Annotated in this window: 14 protein-coding genes; 8 read left to right on the top strand and 6 right to left on the bottom strand. The window is 73.8% G+C overall.

The annotated features are described in order from the left end of the window. Nucleotides 1-120 precede the first annotated feature (120 nt). From E0F75_RS37485 to E0F75_RS37465, 5 genes are all read left to right on the top strand, one after another. Entirely contained in the window at nt 121-5,577 is a 5,457-nt protein-coding gene (locus E0F75_RS37485; protein WP_229315458.1) for an SDR family oxidoreductase, read from the top strand. Nucleotides 5,578-5,651: 74 nt separating this feature from the next. Then, nucleotides 5,652-7,253, top strand: coding sequence for an MFS transporter (locus E0F75_RS37480; RefSeq protein ID WP_229315457.1), 1,602 nt, complete (start codon nt 5,652-5,654; stop codon nt 7,251-7,253). A 75-nt stretch (nt 7,254-7,328) separates the two neighbouring features. Next, on the top strand, nt 7,329-7,967 hold the full coding sequence (locus tag E0F75_RS37475; RefSeq protein ID WP_229315456.1) for an NADPH-dependent FMN reductase: 639 nt from the start codon (nt 7,329-7,331) through the stop codon (nt 7,965-7,967). A 62-nt stretch (nt 7,968-8,029) separates the two neighbouring features. Then, nucleotides 8,030-8,827, top strand: coding sequence for a thioesterase II family protein (locus E0F75_RS37470; protein ID WP_229315455.1), 798 nt, complete (start codon nt 8,030-8,032; stop codon nt 8,825-8,827). A gap of 18 nt (nt 8,828-8,845) precedes the next feature. Further along, nucleotides 8,846-9,388, top strand: coding sequence for an NADPH-dependent FMN reductase (locus E0F75_RS37465; RefSeq protein WP_229315454.1), 543 nt, complete (start codon nt 8,846-8,848; stop codon nt 9,386-9,388). A gap of 97 nt (nt 9,389-9,485) precedes the next feature. On the opposite strand, the gene E0F75_RS37460 is transcribed toward E0F75_RS37465, so the two are convergent. Beyond that, complete coding sequence (locus E0F75_RS37460) at nt 9,486-10,349, bottom strand: hypothetical protein (RefSeq protein ID WP_229315453.1); 864 nt, start codon at nt 10,347-10,349, stop codon at nt 9,486-9,488. A 177-nt stretch (nt 10,350-10,526) separates the two neighbouring features. Between E0F75_RS37460 and E0F75_RS37455 the strand changes: the two genes are divergently transcribed. From E0F75_RS37455 to E0F75_RS37445, 3 genes are all read left to right on the top strand, one after another. After that, nucleotides 10,527-11,354 carry a trypsin-like serine protease gene (locus tag E0F75_RS37455; RefSeq protein WP_229315452.1) on the top strand — a complete coding sequence of 276 codons (828 nt, stop codon included), beginning with the start codon at nt 10,527-10,529 and terminating at the stop codon, nt 11,352-11,354. Between the two features lie 151 nt (nt 11,355-11,505). Then, entirely contained in the window at nt 11,506-12,702 is a 1,197-nt protein-coding gene (locus E0F75_RS37450) for an alpha/beta hydrolase (protein WP_229315451.1), read from the top strand. Nucleotides 12,703-12,860: 158 nt separating this feature from the next. Beyond that, nucleotides 12,861-13,481, top strand: a complete 621-nt coding sequence (locus E0F75_RS37445) for a phosphatase PAP2 family protein (protein WP_229315462.1) — start codon at nt 12,861-12,863, stop codon at nt 13,479-13,481. A gap of 39 nt (nt 13,482-13,520) precedes the next feature. Here E0F75_RS37445 and E0F75_RS37440 read toward each other — a convergent pair whose 3' ends face one another. From E0F75_RS37440 to E0F75_RS37420, 5 genes are read right to left on the bottom strand one after another with little or no spacing between them, the layout of a single operon-like run. Beyond that, nucleotides 13,521-14,864: a glutamate-1-semialdehyde 2,1-aminomutase gene (locus tag E0F75_RS37440; RefSeq protein ID WP_229315450.1), complete on the bottom strand. Its 1,344-nt coding sequence runs from the start codon at nt 14,862-14,864 to the stop codon at nt 13,521-13,523. A gap of 22 nt (nt 14,865-14,886) precedes the next feature. Further along, a complete protein-coding gene (gene rfbC / locus E0F75_RS37435; RefSeq protein ID WP_229315449.1) occupies nt 14,887-15,435 on the bottom strand; it encodes a dTDP-4-dehydrorhamnose 3,5-epimerase in 549 nt (182 codons plus the stop codon). Then, nucleotides 15,432-16,670, bottom strand: coding sequence for a polysaccharide pyruvyl transferase family protein (locus E0F75_RS37430; RefSeq protein WP_229315448.1), 1,239 nt, complete (start codon nt 16,668-16,670; stop codon nt 15,432-15,434). Before E0F75_RS37430 ends, rfbC begins: the two co-directional genes overlap by 4 nt. Further along, a complete protein-coding gene (locus E0F75_RS37425) occupies nt 16,667-17,614 on the bottom strand; it encodes a glycosyltransferase family 2 protein (protein WP_229315447.1) in 948 nt (315 codons plus the stop codon). Before E0F75_RS37425 ends, E0F75_RS37430 begins: the two co-directional genes overlap by 4 nt. Further along, a complete protein-coding gene (locus tag E0F75_RS37420) occupies nt 17,611-18,846 on the bottom strand; it encodes a hypothetical protein (protein WP_229315460.1) in 1,236 nt (411 codons plus the stop codon). Before E0F75_RS37420 ends, E0F75_RS37425 begins: the two co-directional genes overlap by 4 nt. Nucleotides 18,847-18,888: the final 42 nt, after the last annotated feature.

Raw genomic sequence — 18,888 nt, 5'->3', positions numbered from 1 at the left:
CGGTCTGGGGGAGTCGGCCGTGGACGGCCGTTTCGTCGCCCAGCCGACCCTGGCCGACCTGGCCGACCTCATCACCGCCGTACGGCCGTCCGCGCGCTGATCTACGAATCGGGAGCCAGCATGTCCCACGATCTCTCCGGCCGCACCGTCCTGGTGGCCGGTGCCGGCCGGCCGCTCGGCACCTCCGTGACGCGGCGCCTCACCCAGCTCGGCGCGCACGTCGTCACCTGCGACGGGTACGACGAGCCCCGGATACGGGCCGCGCTCGGCCCGGCCGACGGCCGCTCCGGCGGCCCCGGCCGCATCGACGCGCTCGTGAACGTCGTGGCCGGGGACGGAGGACCGCAGGACGCCCGGACGGCGACGGCCGCGGCCTTCGACCTCCTCGCCCCGCGCGGGCACGGCGCGATCGTGCACGCGGTCACGGCCCCGCCCGCGCCGGAGGCGGTGACCGACCTCGTACGCGATCCCGGTGCCGGGACGCGGGACGGCATCCGCGTCAACGCCGTGGTCGTGCGGGAGGACGCGGAGATGCCGGCGGCGGAGGGCGTCGCGCAACTCGTCGGGTTCCTGCTGTCCGACGACGCGTCGTCCGTCGACGGCAGGACGCTGGTCGTCAGCGGGCCACCCGCCGATGCCTCGCCCGCCGATGACGCGGTCGTCGTGGTGGGTATGGGCCTCGCCCTGCCGGGAGCCGGCTCGCCCGAGCGGTTCTGGGAGCTGCTGAAGAGCGGCGAGCCGGTGTTCGGCGAACCCGGGGACCGGCTGGACCTGGACTCCGTCTGGTCGGCGGACACCACCGCCGAGGACAAGACCTACGCGCGCGTGTCCGGCTTCATGACCGGATTCGAACCGCACCCGCGGCTGCGGGACGAACTGGAGTCAGGAGCCTTCGACAGCGAGGAGTACACGGCGCTGTGGCTCCGGCACTCGCTCCTCGGCGCCACCGAGAAGGTCACCGTCCGGCCGGGCGACCGGCAGCTGTTCGCGGTCGGCCTCACCCCCGACGGCAGCCACCACCTGGAGCACAGCCTGGTCTCGGCCGGGGTGCGGGAGATCCTCGCCGAAGCGGGGGAGAAGCTGCCCGACGGCTTCGACAGGCTCTACCCGCTGGCGTCCGCGTCCCCGGAGGACGTGCTGCCGTACCGGATCGCCCGCATGGCCGCGCACGACCTCCCCGAATCCGCCGAGATCGTCGTGGTGGACACCGCCTGCTCCTCCTCCCTCTACACGGTCGACCTGGGTGTCCGGGCGCTGCGCGCGGGCGAGACGGACGTGGCCCTGTGCGGCGGGGCCTTCGCGCTGAGCGCCCAGAACCTCGTGCTGTTCTCCAAGCTCCGCGGCCTGTCCCGGTCCGGCCGGGTCCGGTCCCTGGACCGGGACGCCGACGGCGTGCTGTTCAGCGACGGCGCCGCGATGCTCGTCCTGAAGACCTACGCCAGGGCGATCGCCGACGGCGACCCCGTCCTCGGCTTCGTCGCCGGCTTCGGCGGATCGTCCGACGGGCGGGGCAAGGCGATCTACGCCCCCAACGCCGCAGGCCAGAAGATCGCCCTCGACCGGGCCTGGCGCTCCGCCGGCGTCACGGCCGAGGACGTGGACTGGATCGTCGCGCACGCCACCGGTACGCCGACCGGTGACCGTACCGAGATGAGCGCGCTCACCCAGAGCGCGGGCCCGGCCAAGACATGGACCATGACCTCCAACAAGTCGCTCGTCGGGCATGCCGGCTGGGCGGCGGGAGCGGTCTCCGCGATCCACGCGCTGCTTGCCATGCGGCACGAAGTCATTCCGGCTCAGCGGCAGTTCGGTGAGCTGCCCGAGGGCGTGACGACGGCCGTGCACGTCCCGGTCGACGACGTGCCGTGGGTCGCGGAGGCCGGGCGCCCGCGCACCGTCGGGGTGTCGGCCATGGGCTTCGGCGGCACGAACGGCCATCTCGTCCTCACGGACAGGCCCCCGGCAGCCACCCGTGCCGCCGCCGCACCGCCGGCATCCGCCGAGGAGGACCCGATCGTCGTGGTCGCCGAGGGCACGCACCTCCCCGGCGACCCGGACGAACGGCGCGTCGCGCGCTGGGTCTCGGGAGAAGCCGCCGACTGGCCGGCGTCCTTCGGCGACGCCTACCCGCTGCCCTCTCCCGTGGAACTCCGCCTGGCCCCCTCGGCGATCGCGGCCATGGACCGCAGCCAGCTCATGGCCGTGCGCTGCGCCGACCTCCTCGCCGGGGACTGGGCGGAGAACGAGGCACTGGCCGCGCGTACGGGCGTGCTCGTCGGCCACACCGGGCCCACCAGGGCCGCACTCGGCGCGGACCTGCGCTGCTACCGCGACGACCTGCTCGACAGGCTGGCCGGACCCGCCGGCATACCGCCCCGGACGCTGGACGACGCGATCCGCGCCCTGTCCCGCCCGGTCAACGAGGACGCGTATCCGGGCCTGATGCCCAACGTCATCGCGGCCCGGGTGGTGCAACGGCTGGACCTGCACGGCCCGAACATGACGCTCGACGCGGGCCGCGACTCCACCAACTCGGCCGTGGCCACCGCCATCCGCTATCTGCGCGACGGCGAGATGGACCTGGCCGTGGTCATCGGGGTCAACGCCACGACCGACCATGTCCCCACCCACGGAAGCAAGGAGAACGCGGAGGCCGCCGTCGGTTTCGTCCTGACCCGACAGAGCGTCGCCAGGGAACACGGCATGACCGTCCTCGGCCGCGTGGAGCTCGCGAGGGGGAACACCCCGGGCGCCGTCGAGGCCCGGGACGCCGAGCGGGTACGGGAACGCAACTACCGTGGCGCCGAGGGGGCCGTGGCGATCCTGCACGCCCTGCACGGTTCTCGGGAGCGGACGGTCGTCCGGCCGCGGGAGGACGACCACACCCCCGCGATCGTGGTGACACCGCAGGGATGGGCCGAGACGCCCGAGAGGGAGGCGGACGCGCCCGAGACGGAGGCCGACGCTCCCGGGAGGGACACCGCGGCCCCCGCCCCCGCCCGTGCGGCCGGTGTCACCGCGCCGGACCGGACCGAAGCGGCCGACTCCCTCAGCGGCCATCTCGCGCGGCACGCGCTCGCGCTGCGTCCCGTCCCCGCCCGCGACGTCCGCCCCGGAGTGGCGGCGATACCCGCCGGAAGCCTCGTGCTGACCGACGAGCCGGGCGCGCTGCGGGACGCCGGCATACCCGCGGACTGTCTCGTCGTCGCTCCCCGGACCGCACCACGCGACGCCGCCCTGCCGTTCCCGGTGACGCGCCTCGACGAGGCGGAGGAACTGGAGCGGCTGCTCACCACGGACGGCCGGTCGTTCGGCCAGATCCGCGTCGTCGTCGCCGGCTCGCGTGCCGCCGCGTCCGGCTGGGACGTGCCGCAGCGCGTCCTCGACCTCCACGACCTGGCCTTCCTGGCGGCCAAGCACAACGCCGCCCCGCTCGACGACGGCGGCTGCCTCGCGGTCCTCGCGCTCGACGCCGTCGACGGCACGACGCCCCTCCCGGCCGTGGGGCTCTTCGGCGGGCTCGTCCGCAGCCTGTCCCAGGAGCTTTCCGGCTGTCTGGTGTTCGCGCTGGTCGTCGACGGGGACGACGCGCGGGCCGCCCTGGCGCGGCTGGCCGAGGAGACGGCCGCGCACCGCTCCATCCCGGTCGCGTACGACTCCGGTGGTGTGCGGCACGAGCTGATGCTGCTGCCCGTCGACGCGCCGCCCGCCGACACGGCGCTCGGTCTGCCGGACGACCCGGTGATCGTGGCCACCGGCGGCGCCCGCGGACTCACCGCCCACCTGGTCCACGAGATGGTGGCCGACCGTACGCCGCGCAGCGTCTGGCTGCTCGGTACGGGACCCGCACCCGACCCGTCCCACTCGGCCCTGGCCCGGCTGCCGCGCGCCGACGCCCTGCGGGAGCTGATGGCGCTCCACCCGTCCGAGACCCCCGCGGCCCTCAGCCGCCGCTACGACCGTGCCGTCCAGGAACTCGAACGCGCGGGCACGCTCCAGGAGCTGGAGCGCTCCTGCGGTGCCGCACGGGTCCACTACCGGCAGTGCGACGTCCTGGACCAGGACGCCGTGCGCACGGTGATCGACGAGATCCTGGCCGCGGAGGGCCGGGTGGACGTGCTCGTGCACGGCGCCGGCCTGGCCCGCTCCGCGGGCATCACCCGCAAGAAGCTCGCCGACTTCCGGACCGTACGGGACGTGAAGGTCCGCGGATACGCGCATCTGCGCGTGGCCCTCGGGGACCGGCGCCCCGCCCTGTGGTGCAGCGTCGGCTCCGTGTCCGCGTTCACCGGACTGCGCGGTGAGCCCGACTACGGCGCGGCCAACGAGTTCCTGCTGCTCGCCGCCGCGCACGCGCGGGCGACCGAGGGCGCGGACGAGGTCGCTCCGGCCTCCGGGCTGTGGGTCGAATCGGGCATGGCGTCGGCGGACACCCCGGGCGGTGCCTTCCTGGCCCGGCAGGGAGAGATCGGCCAGATGACCGACGTCCAGGGCCGGGAGTTCTTCCGCACCGAACTCCGCGGCCGAGGCAGCCACGGACTGGCGACCACCTGGATCGGCGAGGCGGACTGGGCGACCCTGCAGCGCCGGGCACCCGGCTTCCGCGAGGCCTGTGAAGAGGCGGCCAGGACCGCGCCGGAGCGGCGCCGCACCCCGGCACCGACCGTGCGACGGGCGTTCCTGACCGGCCCCCGCCAGGACGACGGCACGTCGGCGCGGTGGACGTTCGAGGTCGGCCTCGACGCGCACCCGTACCTCCTGGAGCACCGGGTCGACGGCAGGCCGACCGTGCCCGGGACCTTCATCCTGGAGATGGCGGCCGAGGCCGCGGCCGAGCTGGCCCCGGGCATGTTCCCGACGCGGATCACCGATGTCGTCCTGTCCCAGTTCATCCGGGCCGCCGAACACCGCTGGCCGCGCACCCTGTGCGTGTCGGCCGTCCGCGACGGCGACCGGGTGCGCGTACGGATCACCTCTCCCGCGGCCGGCCTCGTGCCGGAGCGCGAGCACTCCCGCATGGTGGTGCACCTGGGCCGGGTGCTCCCCGACGGTCCTTGGTGCCCGCCCGCCCCGTCCGGCGGCCACGAAGCCCCCAACACCTACGAACTCCCGGGCACACCCGTTGAGTTGAGCGGAGTGTTCGGAGCGTTGCGCAGTCCGCGCCTGACCTCCGACGGCGGTTCCGCGGAACTCCGCCTCGCCCTCCCGCCGGGCGGTGGCGTGCTCTCCCGCTTCCTCCTGCCGAGCGTCGCCCTCGACTGCCTGCTGCGTACCTCCGTACTCGACGGCAGGCGGCCCGGAGCCGTACCGGTGATCGTCCCCACGGGGCTTGCCGCGGTGGACCTGTACACCCCGGCCAACGACCTGGAGCTGGCGGCCGACTGGCCGGACGGGCTCGTCCTGCGCCACTGGTACGAATCCGCTTCCGGCACGGAGCACCTGGCCGTGGCCGGACCGGACGGCCGCGCCCTCGTCCGGGTGACCGGCGTACGGGGAGCGGAGAAGGCGGCGTACGACCCGGGCACCCGGACATGGCGCCCCGGGCCCGCGCCGAGCCACACGCGTGAGCCCCTGTGACCGCGAAGCGTTCGCGAGCGCAAGAGACCGACAACAGCGGCACCGAGGTGCCGCGGAGCAATGAGGAGAACGTGATGTCAGCCGAAGCAGCCGTCGACAGCCAGGCGGAGAACGGGCCGGCGGACGGCCGCGCCCGATCATGGACCTTGGCGCTGGCCTCCGTCGCGATGTTCATGCTGATGCTCGACGTGACCGTCGTCAACGTCGCCCTGCAGGACCTGCGGACCTCGCTCGGGGCGGACTTCTCCGACCTGCAGTGGGTGATCGACTCCTACACCCTGACCCTCGCGGCCTTCCTCCTCACCGGCGGCTCGCTCGCCGACCGGCTGGGCCGCAAGCGGGTCTTCAACGCGGGCCTGGTGCTCTTCACCCTCTCCTCGCTCGCCGCCGGTCTGGCGCAGGACGTCCTCGCGCTCAACATCTCCCGCGGCGTCCAGGGCGTCGGTGCCGCGGTCCTGTTCTCCGTCGGTCCGGCCCTGATCGGGTACGAGTACCGGGGCGCCGACCGGGGCAAGGCCTTCGGCGTCTTCGGCGGTGTCGCGGGACTCGCCCTGGCCTTCGGGCCGCTGGTCGGCGGATTCCTCACCGACGCGCTCAGCTGGCGCTGGATCTTCCTGATCAACGTGCCCATCGGCGTCGTGGCCCTGATCGTCGGCGCCCTGCGTCTGAGGGAGTCGCGGGAACCGGCCGCGCACGGCATCGACTGGCCGGGCATCCTGACCTTCGGCCTCGGCCTCACCCTGCTCGTGCTCGGATTCCTGCGGGCGGAGTCCTCCGGCTGGACCAGCGCTCCCATTCTCGGGGCGTTCGCGGGCGGCCTCGTCCTGCTCGTGGCCTTCGTCGTCATCGAGCGGGCGCGCGGCGAACGCGCCATGTTCGACCTCTCCCTGATGCGCACGCCCACCTTCACCGGAGTCTGCCTGGCCACCCTGCTGTCCAACGCGACCAGCCTCGCCGCCGTCTTCCTGCAGATCTCCTACGTACAGAACGTTCTGGGGTACTCGCCCTGGGAGACCGGACTGCGCTTCATGCCGATGATGATCACTCTCTTCCTCGTCGCCGCGGTCACCGGCGGCCTGCTGGCCAAGGTGGCACCCGGCGTGCTGATCGGCCTGTCCATCGGCCTCATCGCGGTCGGCATGGGCCTGATGGTGCTCGTCGGCCCCGGCGACGGGTGGACGGCGATGCTGCCCAGCATGATCGTCACGGGCATCGGCATGGGCCTCTTCAACCCGCCGCGCGCCGCGGTCACCATCGGCGTGGTGAGGCCCGAGAAGGCCGGCATGGCCTCGGGCATGGGGGAGACCTTCCAGCAGGTCGGCGTCGCCGTCGGTATCGCCGCCTTCGGCGCGCTCTTCCACCAGAAGGTGGTCGACGCCTTCGTCGACTCGGCCGTGGGAACGGAACTGGCCGGACAGGCCGAGGCCGTCGGACAGCACGTCGCCACCGGCGGCACCTCCGGTCTCGCCGACGCCGTGGCCCCGTCCGTGCTGGACGAGGTGACGACGACGGCCCGCTCCGTCTTCGTCGAGTCCCTGGCCGACGTCATGGTCGTCTGCGCCGTGATCGCCGCCGTGGGCGCGGCCGTCGCCTTCGTCCTCATCCGCCGCCGCGATCTGCACGAGAGCGCGCAGAGCGAGCCCCTGGCGCCGACGCCGAAGACGGCCACCGCCTGACCGGGGCGTTCCGAGCACATGCCCGAATCCAGGCGAGAGAGAGTGGGGCGAGTCCCTGTGCAGCAGACCGTGAGGGTGGTCGGAATCGGGGGTTCGCCCCGGCCGGACTCGACGGCCGAACGGGCGCTCCGTGTCGTCCTGGCCGAAGCGGAGCGCCAAGGGGCGGAGGTGACGTGCATCGGCGGCGCCGAGCTGGTGATGCCGCTCTACGACCCACGGGAGGGGCTCCGCTCGGCGCGGGCGCTCCGGCTGGTGTCCGAGATAGCCGCCGCGGACGGCCTCGTCCTGGCGAGCCCGGCCTACCACGGCAGTATCTCGGGACTCGTGAAGAACGCGCTCGACCATGTCGAGGAGCTGCGCGACGACGCCCGCCCGTACTTCAGCGGGCGGGCCGTCGCCGGCCTCGCCGTCGCCCAGGGCTGGCAGGGCGGCGTGTCCACCCTGGCCGCGCTCCGCGACGTGACCCACGCGCTGCGCGGCTGGCCCACGCCGCTCGGTGTCGTGGTGAACACCGCGGTGGCCGGCTTCGGGCCGGACGGCGCGTGCACCGATCCGGATGTCCAGCGCCGGCTGGAGACCATGGCCACGCAAGTGGTGGACTTCGCCCGCATGTACGTCCTCGGGTCGACGGCGCGTGATGCCGATGACGCCAAGTCCTCGCCGACGGCGCGGGACGCCGCCGGCGCCGAGTCCCTGTCGCCGGTGGGGAAGTGAGGACACCCGTGGCGCCCCACCCGGCCACCCGGCCGAGCCGACGCCCGCTGACACACGGAGCCGTGACCTGCCCTCGGCCCGTGCCGGGGGCGGCGCTGCGGCTCTTCCTCTTCCACCACGCCGGCGGATCGCACCTTCTCTACCGGGGCTGGGAGTACGAGTTCCCGGCCGACTGGGAGGTGTGCGTGCTGGACGCTCCCGGCCGGGGGCGACTGGCCGACACCCCGTTCATCGACGACTGCGACGAGCTGGTGGCCTTCTTCGCCGCCGAGCTCCGACCCTGGACGGACCGCCCCTTCGCCCTCTTCGGGCACAGCATGGGCTCCCTCGTCGCGTACGAACTGACCCGGCGTCTGGAGGCCGAGGGACGCCCCCTTCCCCTCTGGCTCGGCATGTCCTCCTGCGGCGCGCCGCAGCCCGACCGGGATCGGAGGACCCCCAGGGCGCGCCACCTGTTCACCGACGGCGAGCTGCGGGACTGGCTCCGGTCGGTGGGCGGCACACCCGACGCGGTACTGGACGACGAGGTGGCATGGCGCCTCTTCGGCCCCCGGTTCCGCAACGACTTCGCCCTCGTCGACACCTGGCGGCCGGCGGCGCGTACGGAACCGCTGCGCACGCCCGTCTCCGCGTTCGGCGGTGACGACGACCCCGTGGTCGGGCGGGAGCGCCTGGCCGCCTGGTCCGGCCTGACGGAACGCTTCCTGGGCCTGAACATGTTCGACGGCGGGCACTTCTATCTCTCGGACCACCGACGGGCGGTCGCCCGGCGCGTCACCGCGGCGGTGGCCGCCGCGCGTCGCGCTTCCGGACACGCGGGGACAACCCCCGATCCATGCGCGATGCTTGGGACGTCTTGAAAGCAGGAAAGGAACCAGATGAAATTCGTCGCCTTATCCGGGAGCCTGAGGGCCGGTTCGATCAACACCGCGGTGGTGCGCACGGCCGCCGAACTGTGTCTGCCACCGGTGTCGATGACGGTCTACGAGGGCCTCGGAGAGCTGCCGTTCTTCAACCACGACGTGGAGACCGAGGGCCCGCCGCCCGAGGTCATGGCCTTCCGCGCACTCCTTGAATCCGCCGACGCGGTGCTCCTCTCCTGTCCGGAGTACGCACACGGCATGTCCGGGGTGCTGAAGAACGGCCTGGAGTGGGTGGTCGGCGGCGGCGAGCTGGTGGACAAGCCCGTCGCGGTGGTCACCGCGTCGCCCTCGATGACCGGGGGCGACCGGGCCCAGGCCTGGGTCAAGGAGACCCTGGAGGTCATGGGCGCGCACATCCTCCCGGAATCGCTCCCCATTCCGCTCGCGACGGCCAAGGTCGCGGACGGCAGGGTCCACGACGAGGAGACCCTGGGCGCCCTGAGGGACGTCCTCGCGGCGATGGCCCGGGCGGCGAAGGAGCGAGGCACCGAGGAGTGACCGGCGCCGGCCGGACGCCGCCGCGCTCGGCCGCTCGCCGCGCCCCGGCCGGACGCCGTCGCGTCCGGCCGGGCGGACGCAGTGCTTCCCGACGTCCTCAGCGCTTGCCGATGTTCCTGAGCGGCAGCCCGCCGCCCTCGAGCACCACCTTGGAGAAGGCGCCGGCCAGTTCGGTGAGCCGCCGGGTGCCCTCGGCCCCCAGCCGTTCGTAGGGAGCCACGTCGAGGCGGTCGGTGTCGGCCTCGACGGCACGGCGCAACTCGGCTCCCTCGCCGGTCAGTTCGCCGTCGGCGTCGAGAATCCCGCGCTCCACCAGCCGGTCCCGCGCCGCCGCCCACTCCTCCGGCGACCAGCCCCGCGCGGACTGCAGGTACCCGGGCCGCCAGTTCGTTCCGGTGGCGGTGTGGGACACCAGGGCCTCCAGACCGTCGAGACCGGCCCGGGAGAGCGCGATGACGTGACCGTCCCCGCGGTGCTCGCGCAGCAGGGTCGCCGCGTGCCACAGCGCGAGATGCGGTGCCTCGGGCACCGGCAGGTCGGCATTGGCCGAGAACAGCGGCCGGCCGGGCCGGCGGCACCCCTCGGCCGCCCGGAGCGCCAGTCCGGCGGCCTCCGCCATCTCGGGAGAGCCCAGCGCCTCGCGTCCAAGCAGCCGGGTGAGATACGCGTCCGTGATCCGCAGCCTGGCCTCCAGGACGGCGGCGGGGGAGGCGACCTCCCAGGCGCGGGGAAGGTGCCGTGCGACGAGGGCCGGGTGGAAGTTGTAGAAGGCCGCCGTGACCACACCGGAGCCGACCGCCCCGAGGGGCGCGGCCCGCCCGGCGAGGTACGCCATGGGGCCGCCCTCCAGACCGAGCTCCGCGTAGGTGTCGTCGTGCTCGGACACGAAGTAGTACGCCGCATGGACGGGATGGTGGGCGTTGTAGCAACGCCGGGCCTCGCGCGGGGATATGGCGGTCATGGCAGCCACGCTACGGGGCGGACGCCCCGCGCGGGTGCCGGTCGGCCGCGGCTGTCCCCCGGCTTTCTCCGGGGGACAGCCCCACCGCATTCGTGCCCGCTGACCGGATGGTCCGGTGGATCTCGAACCGAGCAGGGTGGGTCGGGCAACCAGAATGCACGAGGAGAGGGACCACCTGTGTTCAGCTTGAAGTCGGTCGGCCGCCGCGCGGCGCGCACCACTGCCGTCGGTGCGCTCGCCGTGGCGACCTGCGCCACCCTGATGGCCGGCAGCGCCGGCGCGATCGTCAACGGGACCGATTCCACGGAGCGCTATCCGTTCATGGCGACGATCCCCGAGTCGGCCCCGGAGCACGGGCTGTACGACGGCAACTGCGGGGCGTCGCTGATCGACCCCCAGTGGGTGCTGACCGCGGCCCACTGCGTGACCGGTGACGGCCTGGTCCTCGACGGCATCGTCCGGATCGGCAGCGAGGCGCGGAAGTCGGGGGGAACCGTCCGGGCCATCGAGCGGACCGTCGTTCACCCCGGCTTCGTCAGCGGTGAGGGAAAGGGTGCCAACAAGAACGACATCGCGCTGGTCCGCCTCGACCGCCCGGTCTCCGAGCAGCCCGTCAGGATCGCGGAGCGGGCCGGACGGCCGGGGACCCCGACCCGGATCCTGGGATTCGGCACCACCGTCGACACCGAACTGAAGTTCGCGGAGCGGCTGCAGGAGCTGAGGACGCGCACGGGTGCCGTCGGCGAGTGTGCCCCGGGCTACGCGGACCGCACCCGGCTGTGCACGATCAGCCGGGTGCCCGAGGCCATGGCGTGCTTCGGGGACTCCGGCGGGCCGCAGCTCCAGAAGGGCAGGCACGGGCGGTGGGAGCTCGTCGGAGCCACCTCGGGTCCCGGCGCCCCGGGGGTCGCCTGCTCGGCCGGGCCGGGTCTCTACACCCACGTGCCGGCGTACGCGGACTGGATCCGCAAGACGATCCGGACGACCCTCCGGCACGCCTCCTGACCCCGGTCACGGATTCCCCGGGACAGGACGCAACCCCGGGCCCCGTCGGACGTCTGTCGAAATGAAGCCACCGTGTGGCGCCGGGAGCCGCTCCCGGCGCCACACGCGCACGGCACACCGTTCACCGCTCACGGCTCATGGAGACCGACTCTTGAACCACGCCGACACCACCACGGCCGCCCACCGCCCGCTGCGAGCCTGCGCACTCGCCGCGTCCACGGCGGCCCTCCTCGTACCGCAGGCACTGACGGGAAGCCCCGCCGCCGCCGTCACCCCCGACGCCGCCCGGGGCCCGCGGGGCGTCACCGCCGTCACCTACGACCTGGGTGACCGGGCCTACCGGCTGCCGGGAACCGGGGAGCCGGTCGAGATCGCCGGGACCGTGCACTACCCGACGGATCTCGGGAAGACGCCGCGGCCCCTCGTCGTCCAACTGCACGGCTGGCACGAGACCTGTGCGGACCGGGCGGCGGCGGAGGCCCGGTCCGCCGCCGAACTCGCCCAGGACTGGGAGGCGTTCGCCGCGGCGAGCACGAAGCTGTTCAGCTGGCCCTGCGCCCCCGGCACCCGTCCGATCGCGAACGACCGAGGCTACGACTACCTCGGCGAGCAACTGGCCCGCCGCGGCTTCGTCGTGGTGTCCATCCGCGCCAACGGCATCAACGCCTCGTCGGTGTGGGGAGACGAGAACGCCTCGGTGCGGGCCGATCTGATCAACAGGCACCTGGCCCTGTGGCAGCAGCTCGGCGCCTCGGGCCGTGGCGGTCTCGTGGGTGCGTTCCGCGACGCGGCCACGGGCAAGCCGCGGCGCGTCGACTTCCGGCACCGCGTCGACCTGAACAAGGTCGGCACCATGGGTCACTCCCGTGGCGGCGCGGGTGTGACCTGGCAGGCGGCCGACCGCCACAAGGACCAGTGGCCCACCGGAGTCAAGGTCAGGGCGGTCCTGGCACTGGCCCCCGCCTACAACGTCATGACCGAGGACATGACCGCGTACGAGATCACCAAGACCCCCCTGGCCGTGCTGCGCGGGACCTGCGACGGCCAGGTCGGCCGCGAGGCCCTCTCCTTCGCCGCCGATGCCACCGCGCGGAGCACCGCCGGCTTCCACCAGCTCGCGATACCCGGTGCGAACCACAACTACTTCAACACGGAGTGGTCGCCGGAGAGCGGAGAGGTCGCCGCCCGCGACGACGCGGCACACGACGCCGACCGCCCCGGCCAGTGCACCGAACCCGGTGGCTCCGCCTACGCGCCCCAGCTGACCGAAGCGGAGCAGCGTCGGGTCGGCGCGGCCTACGTCGAGGCCTTCTTCGGGCGGTACCTCGGCGACGACCAGCGGTTCTGAGCCCGGGGGAGGAGAGGAATCGGCCCAAAACCGGCCCCACCGGCGGTATAGGCTCGCTGGAGGCCGGCCCCGCAGCGACGGTCGGACACGACGGGGGGCTCGCCTTGGAACGCCTGGCCGAAGGGGACCGGACCGCACCCGCGGTGCTGCCCGCGCCGATGCGCGGATGGCTCGGGCTGACGGCGGCGGTCGCCGCACTGGTGGTCGTCGTGCTCGGGGTCCTGTACACCGACGCCGGCCGGCCCGGCAGCGTGGACGCGCGGATCCTGGCCGCGGTCGAGGGGGTGGGGCCGCGGGCGCGGCACGTCGCCCTGGCCACGGACTTCCTGGGCGAGCCCCTGGGCGCGGCGACACTGGTCGTGGCCGTCGTCGCGGGCTGTCTGCTGCTGCGGCACCCTCGCGCGGCGGTGCTCGTCGTCGCCGGCGTCGGCCTCGCCGTGGTGACGACGAGGCTGCTCAAGCACCTGGTGGGACGCACCATCCACGGCGACGAGAACCTCTCGTACCCGAGCGGGCACACCGCCTTCCTCACCGCGCTCGCCCTCGTCGTGACGCTGCTCGTGACCGGCCGGTTCGGCCTCGGCAGGACGGCCGGCACCTCACTCGTGCTGCTCGTGGCGCTGGTCGCCGGCGTCGCCATGGGCTGGGCGCAGGTCGTCCTGGGCGCCCACTACCCGACCGACACCCTCGGCGGCTGGTTCACCGCGCTGGCGGTGATCCCGGCGACCGCGTGGGTGGTCGATCGGGTGGCCGACTCCGTTCGGCGGAAGGCTCGCTGACGTGACGTCACACCTCCTGTGACGTCACGTCGAGCCACCTCACACCAAGCGCCGGAAGACGGGCTTCACCGGCCGCCCGGCCAGCCACGGGGTGGGGTCGGCGGCGTCCAGCGCCTTCCGGTACACCGCGCACGCCTGGGCCACCACGTCGACCGTGCGGTCGATGTCGGCGTCGTCGAGCGCGCTGCTCACCACGAACGACGGGGCGAGCACCCCGCCCGCGAGGAGCCGGCGCAGGAACAGCGTGCGGTACTCCTGCGACGGCTGCCGGTTCTCGTCGAGGGTGGCGAAGACCAGGTTGCTGGCCCGGCCCCGGACGACGAGGTGGTCGCCCACGCCCATGGCGGCGGCGGCCTCGCGGACTCCGGCGGCCAACCGCTCGCCGAGGGCGTGCAGCCGGGCGGTGATGCCCTCCTCGACGTAGGTGGTCTGCACGGCCGTCGCGGCGGCCAGTGAGTGCGTCTCCGCACCGTGTGTGGTGGACAGCAGGAACACCCGGTCGCCGGAGTGACGCAGCCCGCCCCACTCCATCAGTTCGCGGCGCCCGGCGAGCGCGGAGACGGCGAACCCGTTGCCCAGCGCCTTGCCGAACGTGGAGAGGTCGGGGACGACGCCGTACAGACCCTGCGCCCCCGCCTCGGACCAGCGCAGACCGGTGATCATCTCGTCGAAGACGAGGACGCAGCCGTGCCGGTCGGCCAGCTCGCGCAGGCCGGCGAGGTACCCGGGCGGGGGTTCGGTGTGCCCGGCGGGTTCGAGGATCAGACAGGCGACCTCGTCCCGGTGCCGGGTGAGCAGCTCCTCCGTGGCGGCCAGGTCCCCGTAGGGGAACGTCACGGTGAGCTCGGTGGTCGCCGCCGGGATGCCGGCGGCCATCGGCGTGGTGCCGATGAACCAGTCGTCGACGGAGAAGAACGGATGGTCGCCGCAGACGGCCACCCGCGGGCGCCCGGTGACGGCGCGGGCGAGGCGTACCGCGGCGGTGGTGACGTCGGAGCCGTTCTTCGCGAACTTGACCATCTCGGCGGTCGGCACCGTGGCCAGGAAGCGTTCGGCGGCACCGACCTCCACGATGGACGGCCGGACGAAGTTGCCGCCCCGGTCGATCTCCCGCCGTACCGCTTCGAGCACGCGCGGGTGGGCGTGGCCGAGACTGACCGACCGCAGCCCGGAGCCGTACTCGATGTAGCGGTTGCCGTCGACGTCCCACACGTGGGCGCCGTGGCCGTGGCTGATGACCGGGGCCAGGTTCTCGGGGTACTGGTCGTCGCCCTTGGCGTAGGTGTGCGCGCCCCCGGGGATCAGGGCGTGCAGCCGTTCGTTCGCCTGCCGCGACCGGGGCAGGGAGAACTCTTCGGTCTCTTCGGTCACTTCGGTGTCCACGCGGACTTCACTCTCCAGGGCGTCAGGGCTTGAGCTTCAGGGCCTCGGCGAGGCTCGGTGCCTCCCGGTCCCGCGGCGACACCGACACGGGCGGCAGCGGCCAGGGGATGGCGAGTTCCGGGTCGTCGAAGGCGATCGTCACGTCCTCGGCCGGGTCGTGCGGGCGGTCGATCCGGTACGAGGTGTCGGCGGTCTCGGTCAGCGCCTGGAAGCCGTGCGCACACCCTGCGGGGATGTAGAGGGTCGACTGCGTCTCGCCGGACAGCTCGAAGAAGGCCCGGTTGCGGTAGGTCGGCGAGCCCGTCCGCAGGTCCACGACGACGTCGAAGATCCTGCCGTACGAGCACCGCACCAGCTTGGCCTCGCCGGCGCCGGAGCGCAGGTGCATGCCGCGCAGCACGCCCCGGACCGAACGGGACACGCTGTCCTGGACGAAGGCGTCCGGGTCGAGGCCCACCGAGCGGACCACGTCGGCGTCGAACGTGCGGCAGAAGAAGCCGCGTTCGTCGGCGTACGGCGTCGGCTCGAACAGGTACGCGCCGTCGATCTCGGGGACTCGGATCGCTTTCATGGGGTCTCCCGCAGGGCGTGGGCGTGGGCATGGCCGGTGTCCGGGAACACGGCCGCGGTCAGAGCGGTGAACTGGTCGTCGAGCTGCCGGGCGACGGCGAGGTTCCGCTCGGCGAGGGTCCGCCGCAGCTCCGCCGAGCGCTTCTCCAGCTCCCGGAACTGGTCGAGCAGCCGGTCGGCGTCGACCTCGCGGGCCGGGTGGCAGTACGCGCCGAGGCCCATCCGGTCCATGAGCGCGTCGCTCTTCGCCGCGTAGCTGAGCGCGAGCGTCGGCACGCCGACCTTCAGCGCGCAGACCAGATTGTGGTACCGGGTCGCCACCACGGCGTCGGCGGCGGCCATCTCCCTCATCAGGTCGTCGAGCGAGGCCGTCTCGGCGGCGGTGACCAGCGGGGAGTCCACCGCGTCGAGGATCGCGGCGACCACCTCCCCGTCGACCTCGTCGCCGGTGAGCAGCCGGACCGGTCTGCCGTCCTCGACCAGGGTGCGGACGAAGCGGGTCGTCCCGGCCAGGTAGCGCCGGTGGATCTCCTCGGCCCGGGCGCGGTCGTCGTCGCCGCCGTGGAAGGCCATGACGCCGACGCACACCGGGCCCGGCGTCCCCGAGGGGGCGCCGGGCGGCGGTGCCGGCAGGGCGAAGGCGAGGTCGGGGTAGACCTCGTCGCGCGCGGTGTCCACGCCCATCGCCCGCAGCGCGTCGCGGGACTGGGCGTCCCGGTACGACCGGTACGTGGCGAGCCGCGCCGACCGGCGCACCAGGGCCCGGGTCGCCCGGTTGCCGATCGGGGCGGCGCCGACGCCGACCAGCGCGACCCGGGTGCCGAACAGCCGGCCGGACGCGCAGAGCAGGAACAGCGCGTACGGGAAGCCCCACGGCCGCAGCGGCAGCGTGGCCTCCAGGACGCCCATGCCCGGCACGATCACCACGTCGTGCCGGCGCACCCAGGCCGCGGTGCGGACGGCGTCGACGAGTTTGCCGAGCCCCTTCCCCGCGACCGCGCCCGCCCGCGACGCGGTCCGGTACTCCCCGCGGTACCAGTGCAGCCGCGTCGCGGGGAGCCGCTGCCGGAGCCGTACGACCTCGGGACCGCCGCACATCGCGTCCACGGTCGCTTCCCGGTGGTCCCGGCGGAGGTACGCGAGCACGGCCTCCATCGACCCGTCGTTGCCGAGGTTGCCGGAGCCGAGCAGTCCGAACAGTCCGACGCGGACCGGAGGCCCCGTCGGGGGCCTCATGCCCGCCTGCCTTCCCGGCCGGCCACGATCGCGTCGAGGGAGACGGTGAGCCGGGCCGGATCGACCGGGGCGCGGTCCTCGACCCGCTCGCCGGCGCCCGGCCGGGTCCGGCTGGCCGCCCAGGAGACGAGGTGGCCGTAGCAGGCGCGCCGGTCCGCGGGCGACAACGGTGCCCGCCGGATCGCCGCGACGAATCCCCAGACGTACTCGGCGAGCAGCCGGGGCGTCGGGTGCAGCGGGCCGGCCCGGCGCGGGTCCAGGTTGACGCACCGGGAGCGCTTGGAGGGGTTGGCCCGTTCGGCGCGGGTGGGGTGGTCCCGGCGGAAGTACAGCAGCTCCGGCACCTGGTGGAAGGGCCCGTGCAGGCCGATCTCGGAGACGAACGTGCGGTCCGCGTGGTGGTAGCTGTCGTGCGGCTTCACCCGGCGCAGCACGTCGGCCCGCATCACCCCGTAGAAGTCGTCCCCGCCGGGCTCGAACAGCATGCTGCGGAAGCGCTCCGGCGCGCGCGGCGAGTCGGTGGCGAGCGTGTACTCGTACGGGACCTTCACCCGGCCCTCGCCGTCGATGACGGCCTGGTCGGCGTGGGCCAGGATCACGTCCGGCCGTTCGTCCAGCGCGTCCACGCAGCGCCGCAGCAGGTCCCGGGCGTACAGGTCGTCGTGCGAGGCCCACTTGAACAGCTCGCCGCGGCACTGGGTGAACACGTAGTTGTGGTTCGGCGCGGCGCCGATGTTCCGGGTCAGCCGGATGTACCGGATGCGCGGGTCCCGTGCCGCGTACGTGCGGCAGATGTCCTGGGTGCCGTCGGTCGAGGCGTTGTCGGAGATGACCAGCTCGAAGTCCTCGTAGGTCTGACCGAGCAGGGCGTCGAGCGCCTCGGCGAGGTACTCCTCGCCGTTGTACACGGGCAGGCCGATGCCGAGCCGGGGTGGGGCGGTCATGGTGTCCTCACTTCGGGAAGGGGGTTCTGGTGGTGCTCGCGCAGGGCGGACCGCAGCTCAAGCCACCACACGGCCGAGCTGCCGAGCGTCGCGGCGGCGACGCCCCAGGCCGAGCCGACCGTGCCGGCGACGACCGCGCCGCCGAGCCCGCCGCCGACGTAGAGGGTGGAGGCGATCAGCTGGCAGCGCAGGCTGCGCCGGGCCGCGGCGAGCGCGCGGAGACCGGCCGCCGCGCCGGTGCCGAGGCTCGCGGCCGCGACGCCGAGCGTGGCCGGCACGATGAGCTCCGAGGCGGCGTGCCAGACGCCGCCGAGCACGAGCTCACCGAGCCGGTCCGGTACGAGCAGCAGCGCCGCGCCCCAGAGCAGCGCGGCGGCGGCCTGCCCGCCGCCGAGCAGCAGGCAGAACGCGCGCAGGCGGTGCGGGGCCTGCCGCAGCACCCGTGCCGCCTCCGCGACGGTCACCAGCGACAGGCCCATGAGGACGGCGAGGAACGGACCGAGCAGGAGCTCGGCGCCCCGGACCACCCCGACCGCGCTGACGCCGACGATCGCGCCGAGCCCGTACGCCCGCAGCTGGCCCGCGCCGCTGACGCCGACGTTCTCGACGAGGTACCGGTAGCCGAGGTCGCGCTGCTCGCGCGTCCACGCACGCGCCCCGGCCGGCCGGGGCGCGATGCCGGACTGGAGGTAGCCGTATCCCGCGGCCACCGCGGCGGACGCCCCCCAGGCGAGCACGAAGGCGGCCACGCTGCCCACGCGGGCCGCCACGACCATGGCCGGGACGAGCGCGACGCCCATCACGACATCGTTGACGAACGCCTTGCGCCCGGCGCCCGCGGCGAAGAACGAGAACCGCCAGGCGTCCTGGAGCAACAGCCCCGGCAGGACGACGCCGAGGCAGGCGAAGGCGGATCCCAGGGAGCCGCCGAGGCCGAGCCCGAGGGCCAGACACACCGCGCCGATGGAGACGCCGACGCCGAGGGCGGTACCCGAGGACCGGGCCACCGCCCCGCGCCAGGACGCCTCCGGCACACCGCTGAAACGCACCATGAGCGGGTCGGTGGCCAGGCCGCGGGAGACGCCGAGCACCACGCCGAAGGTCACCCAGGCCAAGGTGAACACGCCGAACGCGGCCAGCCCGAGCGAGCGTGCCACATAGATGCCCACCACGAAGTTGGTCGCGCTGGACGCCGCCTGGTCGGCGAGACCCCAGGACAGCCGGCCGGCCATGGCACGCCGCGCGGTCGGCCGGGCGGGTCCGGCCGGGTCCGC

The organism is Streptomyces sp. CB02980 (assembly GCF_014451325.2).
GTDB lineage: Bacteria > Actinomycetota > Actinomycetes > Streptomycetales > Streptomycetaceae > Streptomyces.
The sequence above is the reverse complement of the archived record's forward strand: the minus strand, read 5'-3'. Positions and strand labels throughout refer to the sequence as shown.

Excerpts from the sequence above, each read along its gene's own strand:
- rfbC (WP_229315449.1), bottom strand. The coding sequence starts at position 15,435 with ATGAAAGCGATCCGAGTCCCCGAGATCGACGGCGCGTACCTGTTCGAG.
- E0F75_RS37430 (WP_229315448.1), bottom strand. The coding sequence starts at position 16,670 with ATGAGGCCCCCGACGGGGCCTCCGGTCCGCGTCGGACTGTTCGGACTG.
- E0F75_RS37445 (WP_229315462.1), top strand. The coding sequence starts at position 12,861 with ATGCGCGGATGGCTCGGGCTGACGGCGGCGGTCGCCGCACTGGTGGTC.
- E0F75_RS37480 (WP_229315457.1), top strand. The coding sequence starts at position 5,652 with ATGTCAGCCGAAGCAGCCGTCGACAGCCAGGCGGAGAACGGGCCGGCG.
- E0F75_RS37460 (WP_229315453.1), bottom strand. The coding sequence starts at position 10,349 with ATGACCGCCATATCCCCGCGCGAGGCCCGGCGTTGCTACAACGCCCAC.
- E0F75_RS37425 (WP_229315447.1), bottom strand. The coding sequence starts at position 17,614 with ATGACCGCCCCACCCCGGCTCGGCATCGGCCTGCCCGTGTACAACGGC.
- E0F75_RS37485 (WP_229315458.1), top strand. The coding sequence starts at position 121 with ATGTCCCACGATCTCTCCGGCCGCACCGTCCTGGTGGCCGGTGCCGGC.
- E0F75_RS37465 (WP_229315454.1), top strand. The coding sequence starts at position 8,846 with ATGAAATTCGTCGCCTTATCCGGGAGCCTGAGGGCCGGTTCGATCAAC.
- E0F75_RS37420 (WP_229315460.1), bottom strand. The coding sequence starts at position 18,846 with ATGGCCGGCCGGCTGTCCTGGGGTCTCGCCGACCAGGCGGCGTCCAGC.